Annotated in this window: 22 protein-coding genes; 5 read left to right on the top strand and 17 right to left on the bottom strand. The window is 66.1% G+C overall.

Going from position 1 to position 24,882, the window contains the following annotated elements; translation table 11 throughout:
- Nucleotides 1–48 precede the first annotated feature (48 nt).
- The 5 genes from FPY90_RS13315 to FPY90_RS13295 form a co-directional block, all read right to left on the bottom strand.
- Nucleotides 49–1,653: a GMC family oxidoreductase gene (locus FPY90_RS13315; RefSeq protein WP_498681561.1), complete on the bottom strand. Its 1,605-nt coding sequence runs from the start codon at nt 1,651–1,653 to the stop codon at nt 49–51.
- Nucleotides 1,654–1,655: 2 nt separating this feature from the next.
- Nucleotides 1,656–3,200: an aldehyde dehydrogenase family protein gene (locus FPY90_RS13310; RefSeq protein WP_498681559.1), complete on the bottom strand. Its 1,545-nt coding sequence runs from the start codon at nt 3,198–3,200 to the stop codon at nt 1,656–1,658.
- A 251-nt stretch (nt 3,201–3,451) separates the two neighbouring features.
- The gene (gene betC, locus FPY90_RS13305) at nt 3,452–4,987 is read right to left on the bottom strand and encodes a choline-sulfatase (RefSeq protein ID WP_498681558.1); all 1,536 of its coding nucleotides are present in this window, start codon (nt 4,985–4,987) and stop codon (nt 3,452–3,454) included.
- 302 nt (nt 4,988–5,289) lie between these two features.
- Nucleotides 5,290–7,329, bottom strand: coding sequence for a BCCT family transporter (locus tag FPY90_RS13300; protein WP_498681555.1), 2,040 nt, complete (start codon nt 7,327–7,329; stop codon nt 5,290–5,292).
- 738 nt (nt 7,330–8,067) lie between these two features.
- On the bottom strand, nt 8,068–9,027 hold the full coding sequence (locus FPY90_RS13295) for a D-2-hydroxyacid dehydrogenase family protein (protein WP_498681554.1): 960 nt from the start codon (nt 9,025–9,027) through the stop codon (nt 8,068–8,070).
- On the opposite strand from FPY90_RS13295, the gene FPY90_RS13290 reads away from it, so the two are divergent.
- Entirely contained in the window at nt 8,998–10,239 is a 1,242-nt protein-coding gene (locus FPY90_RS13290; protein ID WP_498681552.1) for a hypothetical protein, read from the top strand. The genes FPY90_RS13295 and FPY90_RS13290 overlap by 30 nt on opposite strands.
- A 374-nt stretch (nt 10,240–10,613) precedes the next feature.
- On the opposite strand, the gene FPY90_RS13285 is transcribed toward FPY90_RS13290, so the two are convergent.
- Nucleotides 10,614–11,492 (bottom strand): SDR family oxidoreductase, encoded by an 879-nt coding sequence (locus tag FPY90_RS13285; protein WP_498681550.1) that lies wholly within the window; start codon nt 11,490–11,492, stop codon nt 10,614–10,616.
- Nucleotides 11,493–11,593: 101 nt separating this feature from the next.
- On the opposite strand from FPY90_RS13285, the gene FPY90_RS13280 reads away from it, so the two are divergent.
- On the top strand, nt 11,594–12,010 hold the full coding sequence (locus FPY90_RS13280) for a winged helix-turn-helix transcriptional regulator (protein WP_071213785.1): 417 nt from the start codon (nt 11,594–11,596) through the stop codon (nt 12,008–12,010).
- A gap of 68 nt (nt 12,011–12,078) precedes the next feature.
- On the opposite strand, the gene pcaC is transcribed toward FPY90_RS13280, so the two are convergent.
- From pcaC to FPY90_RS13225, 11 genes are all read right to left on the bottom strand, one after another.
- Nucleotides 12,079–12,486, bottom strand: coding sequence for a 4-carboxymuconolactone decarboxylase (pcaC, locus tag FPY90_RS13275; RefSeq protein WP_307578729.1), 408 nt, complete (start codon nt 12,484–12,486; stop codon nt 12,079–12,081).
- Nucleotides 12,483–13,298, bottom strand: a complete 816-nt coding sequence (locus tag FPY90_RS13270; protein ID WP_498681547.1) for an alpha/beta fold hydrolase — start codon at nt 13,296–13,298, stop codon at nt 12,483–12,485. The genes pcaC and FPY90_RS13270 overlap by 4 nt, the downstream gene beginning before the upstream one ends.
- Nucleotides 13,295–14,704 carry a lyase family protein gene (locus FPY90_RS13265; RefSeq protein WP_498681544.1) on the bottom strand — a complete coding sequence of 470 codons (1,410 nt, stop codon included), beginning with the start codon at nt 14,702–14,704 and terminating at the stop codon, nt 13,295–13,297. The genes FPY90_RS13270 and FPY90_RS13265 overlap by 4 nt, the downstream gene beginning before the upstream one ends.
- Nucleotides 14,705–14,890: 186 nt before the next feature.
- The gene (pcaG, locus tag FPY90_RS13260; protein WP_498681542.1) at nt 14,891–15,484 is read right to left on the bottom strand and encodes a protocatechuate 3,4-dioxygenase subunit alpha; all 594 of its coding nucleotides are present in this window, start codon (nt 15,482–15,484) and stop codon (nt 14,891–14,893) included.
- Between the two features lies 1 nt (nt 15,485).
- On the bottom strand, nt 15,486–16,319 hold the full coding sequence (pcaH, locus tag FPY90_RS13255) for a protocatechuate 3,4-dioxygenase subunit beta (protein ID WP_498681541.1): 834 nt from the start codon (nt 16,317–16,319) through the stop codon (nt 15,486–15,488).
- Between the two features lie 54 nt (nt 16,320–16,373).
- On the bottom strand, nt 16,374–17,564 hold the full coding sequence (locus tag FPY90_RS13250) for a 4-hydroxybenzoate 3-monooxygenase (protein WP_307578737.1): 1,191 nt from the start codon (nt 17,562–17,564) through the stop codon (nt 16,374–16,376).
- A 466-nt stretch (nt 17,565–18,030) separates the two neighbouring features.
- The gene (locus FPY90_RS13245) at nt 18,031–19,077 is read right to left on the bottom strand and encodes a sulfate/molybdate ABC transporter ATP-binding protein (protein WP_498681539.1); all 1,047 of its coding nucleotides are present in this window, start codon (nt 19,075–19,077) and stop codon (nt 18,031–18,033) included.
- Entirely contained in the window at nt 19,078–19,896 is an 819-nt protein-coding gene (locus tag FPY90_RS13240; protein ID WP_498681537.1) for an ABC transporter permease, read from the bottom strand.
- Nucleotides 19,897–19,900: 4 nt separating this feature from the next.
- A complete protein-coding gene (gene modA / locus FPY90_RS13235; RefSeq protein WP_498681534.1) occupies nt 19,901–20,704 on the bottom strand; it encodes a molybdate ABC transporter substrate-binding protein in 804 nt (267 codons plus the stop codon).
- Nucleotides 20,701–21,111, bottom strand: a complete 411-nt coding sequence (locus FPY90_RS13230) for a TOBE domain-containing protein (protein ID WP_071213800.1) — start codon at nt 21,109–21,111, stop codon at nt 20,701–20,703. The genes modA and FPY90_RS13230 overlap by 4 nt, the downstream gene beginning before the upstream one ends.
- Before the next feature lie 87 nt (nt 21,112–21,198).
- On the bottom strand, nt 21,199–21,666 hold the full coding sequence (locus tag FPY90_RS13225) for a MarR family winged helix-turn-helix transcriptional regulator (RefSeq protein ID WP_498681532.1): 468 nt from the start codon (nt 21,664–21,666) through the stop codon (nt 21,199–21,201).
- 128 nt (nt 21,667–21,794) lie between these two features.
- Between FPY90_RS13225 and FPY90_RS13220 the strand changes: the two genes are divergently transcribed.
- The 3 genes from FPY90_RS13220 to FPY90_RS13210 are packed head-to-tail and all read left to right on the top strand — an operon-like array spanning nt 21,795 to nt 24,816.
- Nucleotides 21,795–22,721, top strand: a complete 927-nt coding sequence (locus FPY90_RS13220) for an SDR family NAD(P)-dependent oxidoreductase (RefSeq protein ID WP_498681530.1) — start codon at nt 21,795–21,797, stop codon at nt 22,719–22,721.
- A gap of 17 nt (nt 22,722–22,738) precedes the next feature.
- On the top strand, nt 22,739–23,632 hold the full coding sequence (locus FPY90_RS13215; RefSeq protein ID WP_498681528.1) for an amidohydrolase family protein: 894 nt from the start codon (nt 22,739–22,741) through the stop codon (nt 23,630–23,632).
- Nucleotides 23,629–24,816 carry an acyl-CoA dehydrogenase family protein gene (locus FPY90_RS13210; RefSeq protein WP_498681526.1) on the top strand — a complete coding sequence of 396 codons (1,188 nt, stop codon included), beginning with the start codon at nt 23,629–23,631 and terminating at the stop codon, nt 24,814–24,816. Before FPY90_RS13215 ends, FPY90_RS13210 begins: the two co-directional genes overlap by 4 nt.
- Nucleotides 24,817–24,882: the final 66 nt, after the last annotated feature.

The raw sequence follows: 24,882 nt of genomic DNA, 5'->3' as shown, positions 1-24,882 counted from the left end.
GTGGCGCTGCGTTCGCTGGTGGTCGGGCGGACTACCAGCGAACGCAGACTACCGGGATTCGCGGATCAGTTCGGCGCAGCGTTCGCCGATCATCATCACCGTGATGTTCGGGTTCACCGTCACCAGTGCCGGCATCACCGAGGCGTCGGCCACGCGCAGCCCGGAGACGCCCTTGACCCGCAGCTGCGGATCCAGCGGGGACATCTCGTCGGTTTCCGCGCCCATGCGCACCGACCCTGCCGGGTGGTACACGGTGTTGTGGGTGCGTTTGATGTAGTCGGCGATTTGCTCGTCGGACTGCACCTCCGCCCCCGGGTACAGCTCGGTTCCTGCCCATGCGGCCATGGCCGGCTGGGCGATGATCTTGCGGGCCTTGCGGATTCCGGCGACCATCACCTCCATGTCGTGGCCCTGCTCATCGGTGAAGTAGCGCGGGTCGACCCGCGGCTTGTCGCGGAAATCGCGGCTGCGCAGCCGCACCGTGCCGCGGGACTTGGCCCGGGTCACGTTGGGCGTCAGGCAGAAGGCGTTATCCGAGGTTGGGTAGCCCTGGCGCAGGGTGTGCATGTCGAAGGGCACCGAGCCGTAGTGCATCATCAAATCGGGGCGGTCCAGCCCCTCCACGGTGTGGGTGAAGATCCCGATCTCCCACCACTGGGTGGATTCGGTGACCATGGGCTGCTTGGCTTCCCACTGGATCACGCCCTCGGGGTGGTCCTGCAGGTTCGACCCCACGCCCGGGGAGTCTGCCAGCACCTCGATGCCGTGCTCGGCCAGGTGGCCGGCCGGGCCGATGCCCGAGAGCATCAGCAGCTTCGGTGAGTCGATGGCACCGGCCGAGACGACGACCTCGCGGCGGGCCGAGTAGTGGATGGTGCGCCCGAAGGCGCCCTCGACCGCGAACACGCCGGTGCACCTGCGGTCCTCGTCGAAGGAGAGCCTGCTGGCCTGCAGCCCGGTGAGCAGCGTGAAGTTTTCCCGCTGCGCGATCGGGTGGATGTAGGAGACCGAGGAGGAGGACCGGGTGCCGTCCTCCAGCCGGTTGATCTGGAAGAAGTTCGCCCCGTTGAGCACCGTCTGATTGTTGTTGAACCTGGCCCGCGGGATCCCGGCCTGTTCGCAGGCATCAAGCACCGCGACGCCGCAGGGGTCGTTCGGGGGCACGTTCATCAGCTTCACCGGGCCGGCATCCCCGTGGTGCGGGGCCTCCGGGCCGGCGTTCTCGTTGGTTTCCAGCTGCTTGTAGAGCCGGAAGGCCATCTCGGCGTTCCAGCCGGTCGCCCCGTGCTCGGTCTCCCAGGCGTCCAGGTCCTCGGCCGGGGCCCAGAACGCGATGCAGGAGTTGTGGCTCGAGCACCCGCCCATGACCTTGGCCCGGGAGTGGCGCATGAACGAGTTGCCGTTTTCCTGCTCCTCGATCGGGTAGTCCCAGTCGTACCCGGATTCCAGCAGTTCCATCCAGCGGTCCAGCTGCAGCACCTCGGTGACGCCCCGGTCATCGGGGCCGGCCTCGATCAGCGCGACCGTGACGGACGGGTCCTCCGAGAGCCGGGCCGCGACCGCGGCCCCGGCGGAGCCGCCGCCGACGACGAGGTAGTCGAATGCGGTCTGGGGGGTTGGTGCGTTCTCGGTGCCCACGTTCAGGTTCTCCATCCCTAGCTGTCCTTGTCCTGTGCCTGTGCCTGGTCCTCGAACCAGCCGGTGACCTGCGGGTCGAGGTTCTGGTAGATGTGCTTGGCTTCCTGGTACTCGGCCAGGCCCGTGGGGCCCAGCTCGCGGCCCACCCCGGATTGGCCGAAGCCGCCCCATTCGGCCTGCGGCAGGTACGGGTGGAAGTCGTTGATCCACACGGTGCCGTGGCGCAGCGCCCCGGCCACGCGCTGGGCCCGCCCGGCGTCCCGGGTCCATACGGCCCCGGCCAGCCCGTAGTCGGTGTCGTTGCCGATGGCCACGGCCTGGGCCTCGGTGGTGAAGGTTTCCACGGTGACGGTCGGGCCGAAGGCTTCCTCCCGGGCCACCGACATGCTCCCGGTGACCCGATCCAGGATCGTGGGCAGGTAGAAGTGCCCGGATTCCAGGTCCTTGCCGTCCTGGTTGGTGGCCTTCCGGCCGCCGCAGCGCAGGCGTGCGCCCTCGGCGATGCCGGCCTGCACGTAGGCGTCGACCTTGGCCAGGTGCTCGGCGGAGATCAGCGGACCGGTCTCCGCGTTCTCGTCAAAGGGTCCGCCCAGGCGGATCAGCCGGGCGCGGCGGACCAGTTCGTCGACGAAGGCCTCGGCGATGGATTCCTCCACCACCAGCCGGGCCCCGGCGGAACAGACCTGCCCGGAGTGCACGAAGGCGCCGTTGAGGGCATTGTCCACCGCGGCGTCGAAGTCGGCGTCGGCGAAGATCACGTTGGGGTTCTTGCCGCCCAGTTCCAGGGCGACCTTTTTCACGGTGCCGGCCGCCGCGGCGGCGATGACCCGCCCGGTGGCCAGTCCCCCGGTGAAGGAGACCATGTCCACGTCGCGGTGCGCGGACAGGGCCGGGCCGACCGCGGACCCCGCCCCGGTGACCAGGTTCGCCACCCCGGCCGGCAGGCCCAGTTCCTGCAGGACGTCCATCATCAAGATGGCCGTGGAGGGGGTCAGCTCGGCGGGCTTGAGGATGAAGGAGCAGCCGGCGGCCAGGGCCGGGGCGATCTTCCAGGCGGCCTGCAGCAGCGGGTAGTTCCACGGGGTGATCATGGAGACCACGCCGACCGGTTCGTAGACGATCCGCGAGACCACGTTGGCGTCCCCGGCGTCGACGACCCGGCCCGGTTCCTGGCCGGAGAGCTTGCCGAAGTAGCTGAAGCTGTCGGCGATGTCCTGGATGTCCAGGCGTGCCTCGTACATGCGCTTGCCGGTGTCCAGGGCCTCGGCGCGGGCGAATTCCTCCTGGCGTTCCAGCAGCCGGGCCGCGACCCTCAGCAGGAAGTCCCCGCGTTGGGGGGCCGGGACCGAGGTCCACACCCCGGAGTCGAAGGAGGCGCGGGCCGCGGCGATGGCGCGTTCGGAGTCGGCGCCGGTTCCCTCGGAGACGGTGGCGACGTGCTCGCCGGTGCCCGGGCAGGTGATCTCCCGGGTCCGGCCCGTATCGGCGGACCGGAAGCGGCCGTCGATAAACAGGCTGGAACCGCTGTGTAGTAGTTGATTGGTATTCTGCGGAAGGCTCATGTGACCTCTTTCCATGTTGAAATCGCTTGTGCGATGTGTAGAAGGCTGACTCTGCCTCTTATCGAAACTTTGGGTCCTTGGAATCGACTGGGCTTATGGGTGTAAAGGGTAATTTCGGAAGGTCCAGTACGCGCTGCAGGAACGTGCCTGCGCGAGCGTCTGACACTGTGATCTACGGCCTGCATATGTCCGGGTTTCGCCATCCACTCCCTAGCGCGGGTGAATGACACCGAATCTGCGCCGTCGCCGGGTCAAACGGACAGATCGGAAATCGTGCCATAACCAAGAGCGTTCCAGAAGTCACCGCGGACGTACCGTTGCTCGGGCCGGGGTTCGAAGTCCCAGTGCTGTGCCCGCCCCTGCTGGAGAGCCTCGGCCACCAGCTGCCGTCTGGACTGGCTGGCCAAGACCCCGGATTCCAGCGCGGCAAGGTCGTATTGGGCTGCAAGGGTTTGGTGCAGCTGTGCGACCACATCCGCGTAAGCGTGATCCATGGCCCGGTTCTGCAATTCGTCCGGGTCCTCATCCAAATCGAACAACTGATCCGGATCGCCGGGGCAAACAACGAATTTGAACCGACCGCGAACCACTGTGATCTGAGGTCGATACGTGCCCTCGGCCAGATATTCAATCATGATGTCTCGGTCTTCGGGAGCGACAGTGCCCGAGAGCTCACGGCGGATGGATTCCAGAAGAGAGATGCCTGTGGCCTTTGCCTCTGGTGCCCCGGCCAATTCGACCAGCGTCGGCATTAAATCAAGAAGGCACACTGGATTCGCGAATCGCCCCTTGGACACTAGGTTCTCCGCGCCATGCATGATCAGGGGGACCCGGGACGATTGCTCGTAGGGTGACATCTTGAACCACAGCCCCTTTTCCCCGAGCATGTCCCCATGGTCGCTGGTCACCAGGATCACGGTGTTGTCGGCCAGGCCCAGCTGCTTGAGCCGCTCGTGGATCCGACCGATGTGGTCATCAATGTAGCTGACCGCCGCGTAGTACGCTCGGCGGGCCCGGCGAACTTGGTCGATGCTTGGATCACGCTTATCGAACCCACTCATTGCTCGTAGCCGATGGGTGTGCGGATCCTGGGCAGCCGGCGGTATTGCGGGGTATTTGGGATCGGGGATCATCTCACCCTCGAAACGGTCCCAGTGCTCGCGCGGTGGTTCGTACGGATCGTGCGGGTGGATGAATGAGGCCACCATGAGGAAGGGCAGGTCCTCACCCGCGGCTTGATTTGCACGCACCCGGTCGTTCAGGTGACGCAGCGCACGGAACCCGACTTCTTCGTCAAAATCCTGTTGCACCGTCGCCTTCGAAACCCCGGCGTTGAATACAGCATCGGCATCGTGGTACCACTGCAGACGGCGGTCCAGCGGCAGGGTCCAGTCTGGCACCATGTCAAGGCCCGCAGGATAGACATCGGTCGTCAGCCGTTCTTCAAACCCGTGCTGCTGATCGGGGCCGATGAAGTGCATTCGGCCGATCAAAGCGGTGTGGTAACCGACTGCTCTCAGGCGATGCGCAAAAGTTGGCGAAGAAGCGGCAAAGTCATCACCGTTGTCGTAGCATTCGCTTTCGGAAGGTAGCCTGCCTTCCATCATCGATGCGCGAGACGGCGCGCACAACGGGGTATTGCAGTAGGCCCGTTCAAACACCGCGCCATTTTCGGCCAATGCGTCGATGTTCGGGGTCTTAGCGGCCTTGTCACCGTATGCACCCAGCGCTTGGGCCGCCATCTGGTCGGCTTGGATGACCACGATGTTAGGTCGTTTCTGAGTCATGATGGGTCCTTTCGATTAGGGTGAGTGGGAAAATTGCAGTGCAGGGTTGCCGGCGAGGTTACGGACCGAGTCGTCCGCTTCCCTCGCAGCCACACGGCACTATCTGGCATAGGCCTGGCGGCCTGAGTGGTAACGGCCATCCGCATCAGAGGCCGTATGGTGAAGTGTGCATTCGCCAGCGAATGTACTTCTGGTGATAGCCCGCACAGGAGTTGCAGCAGATACGCCGCTCGTCGATATTTCCACCCGCTGAGGGGCTTGGAGCTCTCCCCGCACGGGCCGGTGCGGGAACCCCTTCGGGGTCATGATCGCAAGTGTTGAGGTTCTTGCTCCTCTAGCGGGGCAGGGGGCGGCTCAATAGTCGGTTCACTAGGATCTTCAAAGACCTGGTCACTCTTGGTCGATGGACTTTCGACAGACTCCGGGTCGTATCCGTCAGCCCATTCTCCGGTTTCGAAGTTGTATCCGACCGGTTCGCCGTCCTCGTTGGTGCGCTGATACCACTGGGTATAGGCCTCGTGTAATGAATCCACCTCGGCGCCGGCGCCACTTCCGTTCTTCGCTTTGCCAACTTTGAGGGCGAAGTCGTCACCGAAACGTTCGACACCGTCGGTTACCGCATTATTCAACGCACTTTGGGTATACCGGATACGCAGCGCCATGGGATCGGTGCGAAGTTCCCGGAACCACGCGATCAAGATCAGGATCAGTATCAGAGAGAACGGGACCGCCGTAATGATAACGAGTTGTTGCAGTCCGGTAAGCGCCATCGCGTCGCCGAGTAGCAACATGACGATAGCGATTCCACTCATCACGAGTCCCCAAAAGACGATCACCCCGCGGCGAGGATTTTGATCGCCCTGCGTGGTGAGCATGCCCATCACGACCGAAGCTGAGTCAGCGGCCGTGATGAAGAAGATCGCGAGCACCACCAGTACGACATACGGTAGCCATTCAACGTACGGCAAGTTGTCTATCAGTGCGAAGAGCACCTCGGGCGCAGCCATGTCCGCAGAGAACCCCGGCAGGTCCTGGCGGTACATCCAAATCGATGTGCCGCCCATAATTCCATAGGCAACGAAGATCAAGGACGAAGGAATCAGAATGGTGCCGAGAACGAATTGCCTGATACTTCGGCCACGCGAAATTCGAGCGATGAAGATGCCGACGAACGGCGACCACGAGATCCACCACGCCCAGTAATACACCGTCCATATCGACTGGAATTCTTGCGTCTCGGAACCCCATGAGAGGGACCTGCCCATTAGTTCGAACATGGAGCCGAGATACTCCATGATCGCCGAGGGCAACAGGTTCATGAGAAACAACGTGGGACCCAAGAAAAGGACGATCAACATCAAAGCAATCGTTAACAGGATGTTGATGCTGGACAGATACCGGATGCCGCGCGAAACGCCCGACACGGCCGAAACTACAAAACCAATCGTGAGGATGGCGATAATTACGACGAGTGTCGTGTTCGTGGCCTCACCGGTCCCGGACACAATGCTCACCCCGGTACCGATCTGCATTGCAGCGATGCCAAGGGCGGCAGCGGTGCCGAAGAGTGTGGCAACGATGGCGAAGACATCCACCAGCTTGCCAGCGATGCCTTCTGTGAGCCGCTGTCCGAAGAGAGCCCGAAAAATCGAGGAGATGAGCAGGGTGCGACCACGGCGGTATGCGGCGTAAGCCACTGCCCCGCCCACAAGCGCGTAGACCGCCCACGCGTGGAAGCCCCAATGGTAGTAGGTCTGTGCAAAGGCTCGATGCATAGCCTCGACGGACTCCGGCTGGCTGGTCAACGGCGGCGGAGAGATGAAATACGTGAGAGGTTCTGCAGGACCCCAGAAAAGTACCGCCACACCAAGACCGGCAGCAAAAAGCATTGCTGTCCAGGAGAAGGTGCTGAATTCGGGTTTCTCGTGGTCCTTGCCGAGCGGAATCTTCCCGTAGGGAGATAAAGCCATGCCGACCAATGCGATGAGCACAACGATGGCTACGGTGTTGAACATCCAGCCGAGGTTATTGGTGGACCAGTTAAAAGCCGTCTCGGCTACGGAAGCGACACTCGTAGGGGACCAAATGCCCCAGACAACGAACGCCGTCGTCAACGAACCGGCAATCGCGAAAACGAGCTTGTCTACCTTATAGCGCCGACGTTGCTCATCAATGGCGATGCCCGGAACCAGGACAGGGTGCCTGTTGTGTGGATAAGCAAGAAGTCTGCGATTCAGACGTCCGGGTCCCTTCCGCTGATTTGCGCGCTCGTTGTCGAGCAAGGTTTGATTCCGGCGTGAACTGCTCTGCTCTTGTTCGGGTTTACTGGGTTTGAACGTCATCGAAATGGGGTCCTCTCTGGGGCCTCGAATCGAAGCATTGCTAGGAGCAGCGGAGCCTCGAGTGCACAGCAAAATGAGCCCAGTTGGTGCAGGAAAGTTAGGAAGGGTTTAACGTAAGCTAAATCGCCGTAGCGAAAAACGCATGCCCAATACCTGACGCCGAGATGTCGGCATGGGTGGCACCCCGCAATTCAAGGGATGCGGGGAAGTAAACAGCAGGAATGGTTCGAACTACGTGAGGATCCAATATCGGCTGGATCAGCCGCCTGGACAGACCCGGTTCCTGCTTCAGGGGGCAACCGTTTACGGTTCGCCACCCCACCAGCCGATTGCTGCTGGCGACCACGAGTCATTTGCATATCCCACCGTAGGGAACGAGGGAAAGGACTTCGTCAGATTGCGGAGGACGGCTGAAGCCTCGACTCTAGAAGCATGGCCACGCGCACGGCGGCGGGATGCAGGTAGAGTGAGGTATGTCATACCATCGGACACTATCTGGTGTATCAATAGCTGTCAACGAGGAAGGACGGGTCGACTCACAAAACCCTCGGCGCGGCCGGATACGTCGCCTCAAAAGGAAAGCTCGATTTCCCCTCATCCTGCTTTGAGGGGTGGGGCCGCGGCGGCGTGCGTGAGCCGAGAGCCTGCTGTTGACGAGGATCTGACCCAAAAGCGAGGATGAACCCGAGCTCGTTGAGTGGTTCACACCCGGGGTGAAGCCCGGGCTCTTTTTCGGTCTCAGCCGAGCACGTTGACCGCAGATCCGCCGGCCCAGGCGGCGATGTCCTGTGCTGCTCCCGTGTAGAAGATCCTGAACTGGTCCTCGGTCACGTAGCCGAGGTGCGGGGTGGCAATCACCCCGGGCGTGCGCAGCAACCGGTGGCCCTCCGGAAGCGGCTCGACGTCGAACACGTCCATGGCCGCCAGCGACGGGGCTCCCGTGTCCAGGGCGAAAACCAGGGCGTCCGTATCCACGATGGCGCTGCGCGAGGTGTTGACCAGGATCGAGCCGGGCTGCATCAACGCAAGTTCTTCCTCTCCCACCGCACCGGTGGTGCGCTCGGAGAGCTTCAGGTGGATGGTGAGCACGTCGCTGCGGGAAAAGAGCCCCTCCTTGGACACCTGCTCGGCCCCGACCTCCGCGGCGCGTTCCGCCGTGAGGTTCTGGCTGTGGGCGATCACGTGCATCCCGAAGGCCTGCCCGATGCGTGCGACCTGGCTGCCCAGCTTGCCCAGGCCGTAGACCCCTAGTGTCTTGCCGGACAGCCCGGTGCCCAGGGTCTGCTGCCAGGGCTGGCCGGCGGCACGCGGCCGGTCGGTCGAGAACAGCTCCACATCCAGCTGGCGGGCGGCAGCCAGGATCAGCGCCCAGGTGTGTTCCACCGCGGCGGTCGCGCTGCCGGCGGTGCCGCACACCGTGATGCCCAACTCCCGCGCCGCATCCAGGTCGATGGAGGCGTTGCGCATGCCGGTGGTGACCAGCAGCCTGAGGTTTGGCAACTCGGCCAGGCGCGCGGCGGTGAACGGCGTGCGCTCACGCATGGCCACCACCACCTCGAAGTCCCGCAGGGCAGCGGTGACGGCGTCATCCTCGTGTCCCAGGAACGCAGTGAAGAAAACGGTCTGCCCGGGCAGTGAATCCCAGTCCGCCAGGGAACGGGCAACGTCTTGGTAGTCATCGAGGACGGCTATGCGCATGACCCCAGTCTAGGACCCGGCACGCCGGGTACGGTGGAAGCCAAGCAGCCATGTGACGGCTGGCCATACCTTTCGGGAGAGAAAACGGTCATGGAATTGGTTGAGGCGTTGCTGGGAGGTCGGCGGGGCCGGCGGCTGCTGCTGGAGTTCGCGCTGGAATCCGAGGCGATCCTGCTCACGGGCCAAGCCGAACATCCGCTGCATGGAGGGCTTTTCTACGCCTCCTACCGAGAGGACGTCGCACGAGGCGAAGCGGTGTCGTTGTTCGGGCCCGGCGCCGAGGAGGGCCGGAAAATCATCGTCACCGCCGAAGACGTGGCCGAGCTGCTCGCCGCCACCGGGCTGGTGCCCGTCACCGCGGCTTTGCTGCGCACGGTCCTGGCCCGGAGCGTCGATACCGCCCGCTACTGGCAGCCACCCGAGGGGGCCGACGTGATCGCGGCCTCGGCGCCGGTGCGCAAAGAACTGGTGCGGGTCGCCGGACACCTTGCCGCATCCGGGTTGGCCGTCTGGTGGATGCGTACGGCCGCGACCGGAGAACAGTGGCGAGTCCAATGGGAGCAGGAAGACGCGCCGGATTGGTGGGCACCGAGCGGCGAACCTGCGGCAACGGTGCTGGACGCTTGGCATCAGGCGTTGGAGCAAGAGGAGCGGCGCGCGGGAATCGAACGTCCGGCCGACCCCGCGGCCAACTACGGAGGTGAGTGGTGGTCGATGCCGCCGGCAAAGCTGCTGCATTCCACCGGTACATTCGAGGACGGATCCCCGGTTGGGCTGTGGTGCGTGGAGGACGGTTTCGGGTGGGAGCGGGCCAAGACCCGTCGGGTGGAGGTGCCGGAAGCGGTGCGCATCTTCGAAATCACGCAGGCCGCCGACTGGGCGCAGCTGTGCCACGACCATCCGATGGAGGTCACGGCGCAGAAGCGCCACGACTGGTACCGCACCACCGGGCGGGTCGGGGCATGGGTCATGCCCGATTTCTCGCAGCTGGCCCGCGGCTACGACGGCGTGCACCTGACGGTCGCTGCGTATCTGGGGCTGGCCGGCGAAGCCATCGAAGTCGGCGCGGAACGGGCGAGCGTGATCGCCGGGTGGAACCCGGATGAGACCCATTGGTTCAGCGACGAGGTGGCGCTTCGGGGCGAAGAAACGGCGTGGGTGTGTGCGGATGCGAATTCCGGGGAGGGTACATGGTCACGCGTTGCCGAATAGGCTTCCCGGGTGCCATCCGCCCGGACGAACGGCCGGCAGGGCATCCCCGGAGGAGGCCGTGCCGGCCGTTCGGAATCGGACAAGGGGCGTCAGCCATCCATGGTCCGGCGTTCCCAGCGCCGTTTGCGTCCGATGGTGCGGTTGACGCGCCAGGTGACTTGCGGGCTTTGCCCTGCCCGCGCCACTGGTGCGGCTTGCACAGCGCGCACCCCCGATTTCGGCGGTGAGGCGAATGGGCCATGTGATGTTCCTTCCCGGGTCATGCCCCGCCCGGGTGGGCGGGGCTTCTTTCGGGAAGGCAACGGGGTTGGCATATTTGGAGCGTACTTGAGACGGGTAGACCTGTCGCCCCGCCTCCTGGTGCCCCTGTCCGGTCAGGCCCGCTGTGTGGCCAATGCACCGGCGGAGGCCCGGACGGCTTCGCCCAGCGTCGTGGCGGGGCGGCCAAGCAGCGTGGCCAGGGCATTGCCTTCGACGAGCAGCTCGCCGCGGGCGATGCCGCGGTCGCTGTCGGCCAGGATCCTCGCAAAGTCTCCGGGAACGCCTGCACCCACGAGCAGGTGGGAGAAGTCCTCCTCCGGCAGGTCCTGGTAGGTCACCGCCTGGCCCGTGGCCGCGCTGACCTCGCGGGCCAGGTCCTCGAGGCTGAAGGATTCTTCTCCGCCCAGTTCGTAGACCATTCCCGCCTGGTCGTCAGCCAGCAGGACGGCCGCGGCGGCCTGTGCGAGGTCGGCGCGGGTCGCGCCGTTGAGCCGGCCCTCGCCCGCGCTGCCGAAGACCGAGCCGTGCTGCAGGAATCCCCCCAGCTGTGCGGTGTAGTTCTCCAAGTACCAGCCGTTGCGCAGCAGGGCATGGGGCAGACCGGAATTGCGCAGGGCCCGCTCGGTTTCCTGGTGGTCGGCGGCCAGGACCATGGTGGTGGTGTCGGCATTCGGGATGCTGGTGTAGGCCAGAAGTTGGACGCCTGCATCCTTGGCCGCCTCGATGACATCGAGGTGCTGGGCAACCCGCAGTCCCGGCTCATTGCCCGAGACCAGCAGAGCCTTCTCGACGCCGGCAAATGCCTCGCGCAGCGAAGCCGGGTCTGAATAATCCATGGAGCGGACCTGGATGCCGAGTCGGGCGAGTTCTGCCAACTTGGCCTGGTTCCGGCCCCCTGCCACGATCTGTTCCGCATGCAAACCTCGCTCCAGGAGTGCTTCGACGACGAGGCGGCCGAGCTTGCCGGTGGCCCCGGTGATGAGGATGGTCATGGCGTTTCCTTTCGGGAAATATTGGCTGTCTTCCATCACAACCATGCACCCGAGAAATTGCTTCCCAAAAGAGAGTACGCACTTTAAGGTAAGTTGGTGTCATGTCGGCAACCACCAGTCTCCAGCCACCCGCACTACCCGCATCCGTCATGGTCTTGCAGGCGGGGTGTCCGAGCCGGACGGTCCTTGACCACGTCACCAGCAAATGGGGCGTGCTCATTCTTGTGGCGCTGGCGCGCGGCCCGCAACGCTGGAGCGAGCTGCGCCGCCGCGCCGAGGGCATCAGTGAGAAGATGCTGGCCCAGACCCTGAAGACCCTTGAAGGGGATGGATTCGTCCATCGCGACGCCCAGCCGGTGATCCCGCCGCGCGTCGACTACAGCCTCACGGCCCTAGGCCAGGAATTGGTCCAGCGGCTGCTTCCCCTGGTCACCTGGATCGGTGAGCACGCCGATGGGATCGTCCAGACGCCGTCCACGCGTCCGTCCCGCCCGGACAAGGACCCGGGCGCGGCCTGAAAACACGCCGGGCCCCGGACAATTCAACCGAATCGTCGGGGCCCGGGGCCTTGCCTTGAATCAGGTACCTACTTGGCGTCCTGCGCTTCGTATTCGGCCAGCACTGCCTTGCCGATCTTGAACGCGGTGTTGGCCGCGGGCACCGAGCAGTAGATGGCCGACTGCAGGAAGACTTCCTTGATTTCGTCGGCGGTCATGCCGTTGCGCAGGGCCGCATGCACGTGCATTTCCAGCTCTTCCCAGTAGCCGCCGGCGATCAGTGCGGTCAGCGTGATGGCACTGCGCGTGGTGCGCGGCAGCCCGTCGCGGGTCCAGATGGTGCCCCAGGCGTAGCGGGTGATCATTTCCTGGAACTCGTCGGTGAAGTTGGTCGAGTTCGCGGTGGCGCGGGCGACGTGCTCGGTGCCCAGGACCTGCTTGCGGACCTCCAGACCGGCGTCGTAGCTGTCGCCGGGGAGGCGCTCGGCGGCGCTCATGCGGTCTTCTCCGCGGTGGCGGAAGCAAAGAACTCCACGAGAAGTGCGGAGGTCGCCTCCGGGTTCTCGGCCGGGGCCAGGTGCGCGACGGTGTCGATGGTGGCCGCCCGGGCGTTCGGGGCGTGCTCGGCGATGAACTGCGCGTCGGCCGGCGGGCAGACCACGTCGTGGGCGCCGGCGATGGCCAGGATCGGATCCTTCATGCCCGGCAGTGCCTCGCGCAGGTCGAAGCCGGCCAGAGCGCGGCAGACGTGGGCGTAGGCGAAGCGGTCCGCGTCCTGGAGGTTGTGCAAGAGGTCGGTGGAGATGACAGGGTTGGCCTCGATGAAGCCCGGGGCGAACCAGCGCTCGGCCGATCCGGTGACGACCACCGGTGTGCCGGCCTTGGCCACGAGTTCGGCGCGTTCCCTCCAGCCCTCCGGGGTGCCGATCTTCGCAGCGGAGCAGATGACAGACAGCCCGGCAAAGGTGCCGGGGAAGTCGTTGGCCAGCTGCAGCGCGATGGCCCCGCCCACGGAAACGCCCGTGTAGAACAGCGGGGTCCCGGGGACAATCACGCCGTCGGTTTCCAGCGCCTCGAGCATCTTGATCACGCCGGAGGCCAGCTCGGCCATCGAGAAGTCCCCGGTGGAGGGCGCGGATTCGCCGTGGCCGGGCAAGTCCCAGGCCACGAGCTGGAAGCGCTCCCTGAGGTACGGGACCGCCGGGCCCCAGAGGGCCAGCGAGCCGGTGCCCAGCGAGGGGCCCAGCACCAGGGTGGGGAGGTCGGCTGCTTGGTGCAGCAGGGACGGGGTCAGTGCGGGAATGCTCATGAGTCCTTCCAATTCGTGTACTCTTCGCGGATGCGGGTGATGAAGTCGGCGGCCGAACCCAGATAGCCGGCCGGGTCCAGCAGATCGTCCAGGAACAGCTGATTGTCCATGTCCGAGGGCAGAACGCCCTGCAACAGGGTGCGCAGCGGGGTGCCGGTGCGCAGGGATTCTAGGACCAGCTCCTGCACGGCCGCCTTGCCGCCTGCCACCAGGGGTGCGGCGACGGTGGAGATGCGTTCGGAGACCAGAAGGTCCCCGGACAGGGCCATGTTCCGGGACATGGCCCCGGGGTGCACCTCCAGGCCCGCGGCCAGGACCGAAGCGTGGTGCGCGGCGCCGCCGGCCAGCCTCAGCAGCTCGCGCAGGGCGGACCACTCGGTGTGCCAGCCGCCGTCGGGGCGCTCGTCCACGGCCGTGCCGGCCGCGGTGTACAGCGTAGCCAGGTGCGCGGGGGCGGCCAGCGCGGCATTGCGCAGCAGCACCGAGTGCACGGGGTTCTGCTTTTGCGGCATGGCCGAGGATCCGCCCTTGCCGGCCTCGCGGGGTTCGGACAGCTCGCCGATTTCGGGGCGGGAGGCGGTGAGCACGTCGGCGCCGAAGGTGCCGGTTGCCGCGGCCACGGAGGCCAGCGCGGAGCCCAGCGACAGGACCGGCTGGCGCACGGTGTGCCACGGGGCCGCGGGTGCGGCCAGTCCGAGCTCGGCGGCGAGGTTCGCGGCGAGCTCGGCGGCGCGGGCCGAGAGCTGGTGGTCGGACTTGTAGGGCAGGGCCGCGCCCAGGCGCTGGTGCAGCGAGGCCAGCGTGCCCACCGCTCCGCCCCACTGCAGTGGCAGCGACGCCGCGGCGGCGTCGAGTTGGCGGCCGGCCGCGGTGAGGGCGGCGAGCCAGTTGGCGGCGCGCAGCCCGAAGACGGTGGGAAGGGCGTGCTGGGTCAGTGAGCGGGCCGCGCAGAGGGTGGCGGCGTGCTTCAGTGCGAGCTCCGAAAGCGCCGCGGCGGCGGCGAGCAGGTCGGTTCGCATGGCCGCGATGGAGCGGGACGCGAGGAGCATCAGGGCGCTGTCGATGATGTCCTGGCTGGTGGCGCCGCGGTGCAGGGCCAGCGCCGCGGTGGACGGGGCGCCTGCCTGGGCGAGCTGTTCGCGCATCATGCCCAGCAGCGGGATCAACGCGTTGGCTCCATCGGGCCCGCGCTGGGCCAGCGCGCCCAGGTCGTAGAGCTCGACCTTGGCGATGGCGGTGACGGCATCGGCGTCCGCCTGGCTGCAGAGCCCGGCCTCGGCCTGGACCCTGGCCCAGGCGGCTTCAATGTCGAGCATGCCCTGGGCGAAGGCGGCATCCGAGGCGGCTTCGGCAACTGGTGTTGCCGCCCAGGCGGGGGTCAGCAATCCGTAATCGACCGGGTACATTCGCTGGTGCATCTCCTTGGGAGGGGGTGGGACCGGGTGGCTTCTGCGGTTCCGGGAATGCCCGGGAACCCCTGGGGGGTGAACCCCAAAGCCCCCGCGGTGCCGGAAGACGCACTTTCCATCATCCCGGTTCGGGGACGGAACGGCGAGTTCTGCGGCAGGCGGGGGCCAAAAGGTGTGCGCGTGTTACGACTCGCGCGGGTAGGACAGGAACACGGTTTCGCCCTCGCCCTGCAGCGAGATGTCGAAGCGCAGCGAACCGTCGGCCTCGCGGGTGGCGACCAGCGTCTTGCGCCCGGCCTCGTCCAGCGAGGCCAGCAGCGGGTCGTTGGCCAGCGCCGCGGTGTCCTCCGGCAGGTAGATGCGGGTGAACAGGCGGTTGAGCAGGCCGCGGGCGAAGACCGTGAGCATGATGAACGGTGCCTTGCCCTCCTCGGTGGCCCCGGGGTTCAGGGTCGTGAAGGTGTAGTGCCCGACGTTGTCCACCGCGGTGCGGCCCCAGCCGGTGAAGGTGTAGCCGTCGCGCACCAGCGAGCCGTCCCTGGCCACGATGTTGCCGGCCTCGTCGGCCTGCCAGATTTCCAGCAGCGCGTCGGGGATGGGGGTGCCGGCACCGTCGGTGACCACGCCGTGCAGGCGCACCGCGCCGGGGCGGGCCTGGTTGACCAGCTCGTTGTCCTTGTCGAAGGGCAGCGCGTAGCCGTAGAACGGGCCGATGGTCTGGCCTGGGGTGGGGGCGAGCTTCAGCGCGGGTGCCTGGGTGTTGGATGCCTGCGTCATGTTAGTGATCTCCCTCTTCGTCTTCCATCCAGGTCCGGTTGCTGCCGGTGAGTACGATGTCCCAGTTGTAGCCGGTGGCCCATTCGTGGGACGTGATCGAGTGGTCGTAGGTGGCGACCAGGCGAGCCCGCGCATCCGCGTCGGTGATGGCCTGGTAGATCGGGTCGAGGCTGAACAGCGGGTCGCCCGGGAAGTACATCTGGGTGATCATCCGCTGGGTGAAGTCGGTGCCGAAGAGCGAGAAGTGGATGTGCGCCGGGCGCCAGGCGTTGTGGTGGTTCTTCCACGGGTAGGGAGCCGGCTTGATGGTGGTGAAGGAGTACTCGCCGTTGGGGCCGGTGATCGCGCGGCCCACGCCGGTGAAGTTCGGGTCGATCGGGGCGGGGTGCTGGTCGCGCTTGTGGATGTAGCGTCCGGCGGCGTTGGCCTGCCAGATTTCCACGAGCTGGCCGGCGACCGGGCGGCCGTCGCCGTCGAGCACGCGGCCGGCCACCACGATGCGCTCGCCGATGGGCTCGCCGTTGTGCTGGATGGTCAGGTCGGCCTCCAGGGCGTGCACGTCGCGCTCGCCGAAGGCGGGGGAGTGCAGCTCGATGGTCTCGGGGTCCGCGTGGTGCAAGTTCTTGGTGGGGTGTCGCAGCAGCGAGGAGCGGTAGGGCGCGAAGTCGATGCGCGGCTGCGTCTCGGCCTTCGCCCCGTCAACAACGGACTGGCGGTAGGCGGCGTGGATGTCGGTGATCTCGGCGGAGATGGCGTCCTGCGAGAGCGTCGTGGCTGCGGGATCCAGCACGTGCGAATCGGTGAAGGACTCGGTCGAGGTGGCTTCGGTGCTCACTGCGTGCTCCTTTCGGTGGGGGGGAAATGCGGGAAATGGATGGAGGGAGGAAGGCTAGGAGTGCGGCCAGCCGGTGTAGGACTCGGCCAGGTATTGCTGCCCGTAGCGCGAGGAGGTCACGGTGTCGAGCTCGCCCAGGGCGCGCTTGGCCATGAACGGGTCCGCGTCCACCGGGGTGTGCAGCATCGAGGTCATCCAGTAGGAGAAGTTCTGCGCCTTCCACACACGCTTCAGCGCCAGGTCGGAATAGCCGTGCAGCAGCGTGTCGTTCCGGGTGGCGTAGAAGGAATCCAGCGCCTCGAAGAGCACCTTGACGTCTGCGAAGGCCAGGTTCAGGCCTTTGGCGCCGGTGGGCGGGACGGTGTGCCCGGCGTCCCCGATCAGGAACATCCGGCCGTGGGAAAGCGGTTCGCGCACGAAGGAGCGGAACTTCAGCACCGTCTTGTCGAAGATGTTTCCGGTCTTCAGCGTGAACCCGTCCGGCCCGTCGACGCGGCGCTGCAGCTCGGACCAGATGCGGTCCTCGCTCCAGGTGTTTACGTCCTCGTTGGGGTCGCACTGGAAGTACATGCGCTGGACGGTTTCGCTTCGCTGGGAGATCAGCGCGAAGCCGTGCGGGGAGTTGGCGTAGATGAGCTCGGGTGCGGACTTGGGGGCCTCGGTGAGGATGCCGAACCAGGCGAAGGGGTACTCGATCTTGAAATCCTGGGTTCCGGGGACTGCGCGGCGGCAGAAGCTGCGCGAGCCGTCGGCGCCGACCAGGATGTCGCAGTGCACCTCGAAGGCGTTGCCCTCGGCATCGGTGAAGTGGAACTTCGGGGTCTCGGTTTCCAGGTCGAAGACCGCGGTGACCTCGGCGGAGTAGCGCACGTCCCCGCCGTCGCGCGCCCGGGCCGCGGCGAGGTCGACGAAGACCTCGTTCTGCGCGTACAGCGTGACGGTGGCGTCGACCAGGTCGGTGAAATCCAGCGGGTGGGATTCGCCGTTGAAGCGAAGGTCGATCCCCGCGTGCTCGTCCCCGTGCGTGAGCACCCGGCCCTCGACCCCGGTGTCGGTGAGCATCTTGACCGAGCCCGCCTCGAGGATGCCGGCGCGGTGGGTGTTGCGGATGGTCTCGTGGTCGCGGGATTCCACGACGAGGTTCTCGATGCCGGTCTTGGCTAATAGGTGCGAGAGCATCAGGCCGGCGGGGCCACCGCCGACGATGCCGACCTGGGTCTTGAGGATGGTGCGCTCTGTGGCCATGGGGCGATTGAGTCCTTTGGTGCGTCGGTGGCGGTTCCCCCTGCCGGCGGCCGTGCGTCGTCGCGCGGGAAACCTGGGGAAGCCGAATGAATGTGATCCGTCTGCAAACAGTCTGTGGGCGCCGGCACACAAAGCACATGCCGCATCTCATTGAATGAGAATGTATTTTCTGGTGATTCATGGAGATGCTGAACGTAGGCGGGAATGACTCTACGGTGCCGCCCTGCTCCAGAGCGGCGTCAAAGAATCCTGGGTGGCTTTGCGGACATGAGCGAGTGCTCCAGATTTGAACGGCTTGCCACTGATATTCGATGGAATTCTGCTAGGCTCGTTGCATCATGATCAGCCCGCTCGCCTCACGGCTCGGGCTGATTTTCCTTAACAAGGAAGTCCATGCCTACGGGTTCCTGCGGGCTGCGTGTCACATTGGCAATCGTAACGGCGCGGGACGGGGCAGCGTCCGGTTTCAGGTGGAATAGATCGTGACGGCGGTGGCCTTGAGCACGAAGAAGGCCCGCATTCCGGGCGCCAGCCCGAGGTCGGCCAGTGCCGCCGGGGTGATGTCCGCGGCCAGGTCGCCGGCCCGCACCCGGATCGCATCCCCGTGGGGTTCCAGATCGGTGATGGTGGCGCGAAGCATGTTCCGCGGGCTGCCGTGCGGCGGATCCAGGTACACCGAGACCGCCGAGGGGTGGAAGGCCGCCGCCGCCGGGACGCCCGGCGACACCGTCCCCTCGGGGGTTCCGGAGACCAGTCCGTAGCGGGTGTCGATCCCCTCGGTGCGGGCCGTGCCGGTGAGCAGGTTCAGCCCGGAGAGTCCGGCGGCAAAGCGGGAACGCGGCCTGTTGAGCACTTCACGGGTGGCCCCGGCCTCGGTGATGCGCCCATCCTCCATGACGATGACCCTTTCGGCGAGCATCAGGGCATCGAGCACGTCGTGGGTGATGATGATGGCGCTGCGGCCGGCCAGCACGTGCTTCAGCAGCCGGCGCATCAGGGGCGCGGCATGGATGTCCAGCGCGGCCATGGGCTCATCGAGCAGCAACAGGTCCGGACCGGCAGCCAGCGCCCGGGCCACGGCGACCCGCTGCGCCTGGCCCCCGGACAGCTCGCCGGGGCGACGGGATTCCAGCGCCCCGGTGTCGGTGGAGGCGAGCCATTGGCGCGCCACGCTTCTGGCCTCGGCCACGGGGGTGCCGGTGCTGCGCGGGCCGAAGGCCACGTTCTCCAGCACACTCAGGTGCGGAAAGAGCAGGGGCTCCTGCGCCAGCAGCGCGGTGCCCCGGTCGTGCGGCGCCACCCAGGTGGACCGGGTGGAAGCGAGGTCAAAGAGGGTGCGCTCGCCGATCGTCGCGCTGCCCGAGTCCGGGCGCAGCAGCCCGGCAATGATGGACAGCAACGTGGATTTGCCCGCCCCGTTGGGGCCCAGCACCGCCAGGGTCTCACCCGGGGCCAGCTCCAGGGCAACCTCGAAGTTCCGGGATTTCAGCGTGGCCTCGAACCGGAGCCCCACCTAGCTCGCCCCCGCCATGGCCTGTCGCCCGCGCGGCGAACGGTAGGACAGGGCCACGACGATGACGGCGACGGCAACCAGCACCAGGGACAGTGCCACCGCGGCATCCGCGTCGGTCTCGCGCTGCAGGTAGATCTCCAGCGGCAGGGTCCGGGTGACGCCCTGCAGGGAGCCGGCGAACGTCAGGGTCGCCCCGAATTCCCCGAGGCTGCGGGCAAAGGAGAGCACCGCTCCGGAGGCCAGTCCGGGAAGCACCAGCGGCAGGGTCACGCGTCGCAGCACCGTGGTGGGACGCGCCCCCAGCGTTGCCGCGACTGCCTCGTACCTGCCGCCCGCGGTGCGCAGCGCGCCCTCGAGGCTGACCACCAGGAATGGCAGGGCGACGAAGGTCTGGGCCAGAATGACCGCAGTGGTGGAAAATGCGATCTGGATCCCGGCCAGCTCCAGGGACCGGCCCAACAGGCCCTGGCGACCAAAGGTGTAAAGCAACGCGATGCCGCCGACCACCGGCGGCAGCACCAGGGGCAGCAGCACGAAGGCGCGCAGCACACGCTGGCCCGGGAAATCGCCGCGGGCCAGCACCAGTGCCAGCGGAATGCCTAGCAAGATGCACAGCGCCGTGCTGGCCGCCGAGGTGCGCAGTGACAGGCCCAGGGCGGTCAGCGAGGACTCGGAAGTGATCAGCGGGATGAACTGGGCCCAGTTGATCTTCACGGCCATGGCAACCAGTGGAAGCATGACAAAGAGCGCGCCCACGGCCGCGAGTGCATAGATCCACGGGGGAACCGCGGTGTATCCGATGCCGCTTCGTCGACGCATCCCTCTAGCCCCGCGGGTTTCCGAAGCCGGCGGCGGCCAGGACCTTGCGGCCCTCGGGCCCGGTGGCCGAGGCGATGAAGGCATCCGCGAGTTCCTTGTTCTTGCTGGTGGCCACGGTGGCGATCGGGTAGGTGTTCACCGCAGCGGAAGACTCGGGGAACTCGATGCCCTTGACCTTGTCCCCGGCAGCCAAGACATCGGTGACGTAGACCAGCCCCGCGTCGGCCTCGCCGCTGGTCACCTTGCCCAGTACGTCGGTGACGGAGGATTCCTCGCTGACCGGGGCGAGCATCACTCCGGCGGATTCCCCGACGGCCTTGGTCGCCGCCCCGCACGGGACTTGGGGTGCGCAGATGACCAGCTTGAGGCCGGGTCTGGCCAGGTCGCCAAGGGAAGCGATCGAGGCGGGGTTGGACGGGGGGACCACGATTTGAAGGGTATTGGTGGCGAAATCGACGGGCGTGCCGGCAACCAGGCCGGCGTCCTGCAGCTTGGACATGTTCTTGGTGTCGGCCGAGGCGAAGACATCGGCCGGGGCGCCGGCGGTGATCTGGGTGACTAGGTCCGAGGATCCGGCGAAACTCAGGTGGACGGTGGTGCCGGGATGGCTGGCCTCGAAGTCGTCGGCCAGCTGCGTGAACGTGGATTTCAAGGAGGCCGCGGCAAATACCGTGATGCTTCCGGTGGGCCCGGTGCGGGGGGAGTTGGGCGAGGCGTCGCTTGCGGCGCCCTGGGCGCATCCGGCAAGCGAGGCGATGAGTGCCCCGGCCGTGACGAGTGTGGCCATGCTTTTGCCCAGGAAACTCATGTCGCGGTCTTTCCCTGCGGGGATTCGATGATGACGGTGGTCGCCTTGACCACGGCGGTGGCAATGGACCCCGGCTTGAGGCCCAGTTCTCGGGCGGCCTCGCTGCTCATCAGCGAGACCACGCGGAACGGCCCGCATTGCAGCTCGACCTGCGCCATGACGGTATCCATGGTGATGTCGGTGACCAGTCCGACGAATCGGTTGCGTGCGGAGGAACCGATCTGCGAGGGGTCATCGGGCAGGTGGGCCTGGTTCCGGGCGAGGTGGGCCAGCTCGAGCCCGTCGACGGCCAGCCGGCCCGAGGTGTCCTTGTGCGGAGTGAGGTTTCCGTTCTCGGTCCAGCGGCGAATGGTGTCGTCGCTGACCCCGAGAAAGCGGGCTGCTTCGGAGACGCGAATTTTCGGCATATTCCCATGGTGCCTCATTTGCGGCGGTAATGGGGCCTAAAGTACGCAAATTCGGAAAAATGCCCGCTTGGCAGGCGCCCGTCTCGATCAGTCGCGAAACGCGATCCGCGACAGCAGGTCGCGCAGGGTCTCCTGTTCCACCTTGCTCAGCTTCGCCATGGCCACGGCCTCGCCCTCGGCGGTGGCTTTGCGCGCCTTGGAGTAAAGCTGCTCGCCGGACCTCGTGCCGGTGATGACCTTGGAACGGCGGTCGTTGGGGTCGGCGGTTCGCTCCACCAGGCCCCGGCCTTCCAGCTGGTCGACCAGCGGCACGATCTGGCTCGGATCCAGCGAGAGGAATTCGGCCAGTTCCCGCTGCGTGGGTGCCTGTCCGCTGCAGGCCAGCGAGAGCACCGAGTAGGAGCGGACCTTGAGGTCAAGTGGCTCGAGGAGCTTGTTGGCGCGTGCCGATCCCAATGAGCGGGTGCGGGCGGTGAGGAACTCGATTTCCCCCGCCAGTTCGCTGGACAGGAATCGGTGAATGGTGTTCATGGTGGTGCCCGGCTTGGTTGCCATGGTGCTGCCCCTCGAGATTGATAAGAAACTTAATCGTTGACTTTATCAAGAGTTTAAGTTGTTATGTATATAGCAAGGTTCCCACGACACGGTCGGCGGGGGCAATAACTACCCTCGAAGGAGCAGACATGTCACTGGCTGGAAAAGTTGCAATCGTTACCGGCAGCGGCCGCGGACTCGGCCTGAGCTACGCACAGGAACTGGCCCGCCAGGGTGCCGCAGTGGTCGTCAACGACGTCGATGCCGACGTGGCCGCCGAGGCGGTTGCCTCGATCACCGCGGCGGGCGGCAAGGCCGTGGCGGTCGTGGCCCCCGTCGGATCCTCCGAAACCGCCCAGGCACTGGTTGCCTCCGCCGTGGAGAACTTTGGCCGCTTGGATATCCTGGTCACCAACGCCGGCGTGCTGCGCGACAAGTCGATCCTGAAGATGACCGACGAGGACTTCGACCTGGTCATCAACGTGCACCTGCGCGGCACCTTCACCTGCGTCCGCGAGGCCTATGGCTACTTCAAGGAAAACAACATCGCCGGTCGCATCATCACCATCGGTTCGCCCACCGGCCAGCGGGGCAACTTCGGCCAGACAAACTACGCCGCCGCCAAGGCCGGCATCGTGGGCATGGTGCGCACCTGGGCCATGGAAATGAAGCGTGCCGGCGTCACGGTCAACGCCGTCATCCCGGTGGCCGCCACCGCCATGACCAAGACCGTCCCGTTCTTCGCCAAGGCCGTCGAGGCCGACGAGCGCGGCGAGGCCATGCCGGACTTCTTCCGCAAGGAACTGGGCTTCGGCACCGCCGACGACGTGGCAGGACTCATCGCCTTCCTCGCCTCCGAGCAGGCAAGCAACATCACCGGCCAGGCCATCGGCGCCGGCGGGGACCGCCTGCAGCTGTGGAGCCACCCGGAGGCCATTGCCTCGGAATTCAACGACGGCGGCTGGGACTACGCCACCTTGCTCGAACGCTTCCCGTTTGCGGACAACCTGCAGTCGGTCGGCGAAAAGTTCCCGGAGCTGCCGGCCGAGTTGCAGCCCGAACCGGCAGCCAAGTAGAAAGCACCACCATTACGATGAGCGTTCGCTACGAATCCAACATCGACCTCGACGCGGTCTCCGCGATCGACATGCATGTGCACGTCGAGGTCGACGACTGCGGGCACAAGGCCATGCCCGAGGACCTCTTCGAGGCCTCGGCCGCCTACTTCAAGTCCGCGGACCGCACTCCGTCGGTGGACCGGATCGCGCAGGTCTACCGCGAGGCGAAGATGGCCGCGGTGCTCTTCACCGTCGATGCGCGCACCGCGCTGGGCCACGAGCCGAACTCGATTGACGACCTGGTGGCCGGGGCCGCGCGCAACAACGACGTGCTGATCCCCTTCGGCTCGGTGGACCCGCGCACCGGCCCGGCCGCGATCACCGAGGCCCGCCGCCAGGCGGACGAACTCGGGGTGCGCGGCTTCAAGTTCCACCCCTCGCTGCAGGGCTTCGACCCCTCAAGCGAGGAGTTCCACCCGCTGTGGGCGGCGCTGGAGGACATCGGCTTGCCGTGCATCTTCCACACCGGCCAGAACGGCATGGGTGCCGGATTGCCGGGCGGGCGCGGCATCAAGCTGCGCTACTCCAACCCGCTGCTGCTCGACGACGTGGCAGCGGACTTCCCGGGGCTGACGATGATCATGGCCCACCCCTCGGTGCCGTGGCAGGACGAGGCGAACTCGATCGCCACGCACAAGGCGAACGTGTTCATCGACCTTTCGGGCTGGAGCCCGAAGTACTTCCCGGAGTCCTTGGTGAAGATGAGCAACAACGTGCTCTCCCGCAAGGTGCTTTTCGGCACCGACTACCCGTTGATCACCCCGGAAAAGTGGCTGGGCGCCTTTGCCGAATTGCCGCTGAAGGACGAGGTCCGCCCGCTGATCCTCAAGGACAACGCGGTGCGGGTGCTGGGACTGCGCAGGCCATGACCGACTTCTATCCCAGCGACCAGTACGGCTTCGCGCGGCTGCTGACCGATGCCGAGCGCGCCGCGCTGCTGCGCCTGCGCGCCGTGCTCGATGAGCATGTGCGCCCGGTGCTCAGCGACCATTGGGAGCGCGGGGAGTTCCCGGAATCGATCATCGAGCCGCTGGTGGGCCTGGACTTGATGCGGCCGGCCGAGGTGCTGGCCGCCGGCGAGCCGGTCCGCGGCCTCTTCGGCGGCTTCCGGAACTTCGAGCTGGCCCGGGTGGATGCCTCGGTCGTCACCTTCTACAACGCCCAGTCCGGGCTGTTCCGCACCACGGTGAACCTGGGCGGCAGTCCCGAGCAGGTCGCCGAGCTGGACCCGCGCATCGCCTCCTACGAATTCAAGGGCGTCTTCGCGCTCACCGAACCGGACCACGGATCGGACATCGCCGGGGGACTGGCAACCACCGCGACGTTCACGGACGACGGACAGGGCGGGCACTGGGTGCTCAACGGGGCCAAGCGCTGGATCGGCGGCGCCGCCCAGGCCGACGTGCTGGCCGTGTTCGCCCGCGACACCGCCGATTCGAAGGTCAAGTGCTTCTTGGTGCCCACCGACGCGCCGGGCATGAAGCTGAGCAAGATCGAGCGCAAGACCAGCTTGCGGATCATGCAGAACGCAGACATCGAGTTGGTTGACGTCAGGGTTCCGGAGTCGGCGCGGCTGGCGAACATCAACTCGTTCGCCGACGTCGCCGCCTGCCTGCGCAACATGCGCTCGGACGTCGCCTGGATCGCCGCCGGAGCGGCGGCCGGCGCCTACGAGGCGGCGCTGAAATACGTCACCGAACGCCACCAGTTCGGCAAGCCGCTGGCGTCCTTCCAGCTGATCCAGGAAAAGCTCGCCACGATGCTCACCAATGTGACCGCCTCACTGGCCATGGTCACCAGCCTGACCCAGGCACAGGACGAGGGCATCTACAAGGACGAGAACTCGGCCATGGCCAAGATGTTCACCGCGCGCATGCTGCGCGAGACCGCCGCCCTGGCACGGGAGGTCTGCGGGGGCAACGGCATCGTGCTCGACTACGATGTCGCCCGCTTCCACGCCGACGCCGAGGCGATCTATTCCTACGAGGGCACCGACGAGATCAATGCGTTGATCCTCGGCAGGGCCATCACCGGGATCGGGGCCTTTCGCTAGATTGCCCCGGCACCACAAGTTTGTTTTTTGCACATCTCAAGACCAACCACTTAGTTAAAGGGAGTA

Source organism: Arthrobacter sp. C2 (assembly GCA_024207135.1).
Taxonomy (GTDB): Bacteria; Actinomycetota; Actinomycetes; order Actinomycetales; family Micrococcaceae; genus Paeniglutamicibacter.
The sequence above is the reverse complement of the archived record's forward strand: the minus strand, read 5'-3'. Positions and strand labels throughout refer to the sequence as shown.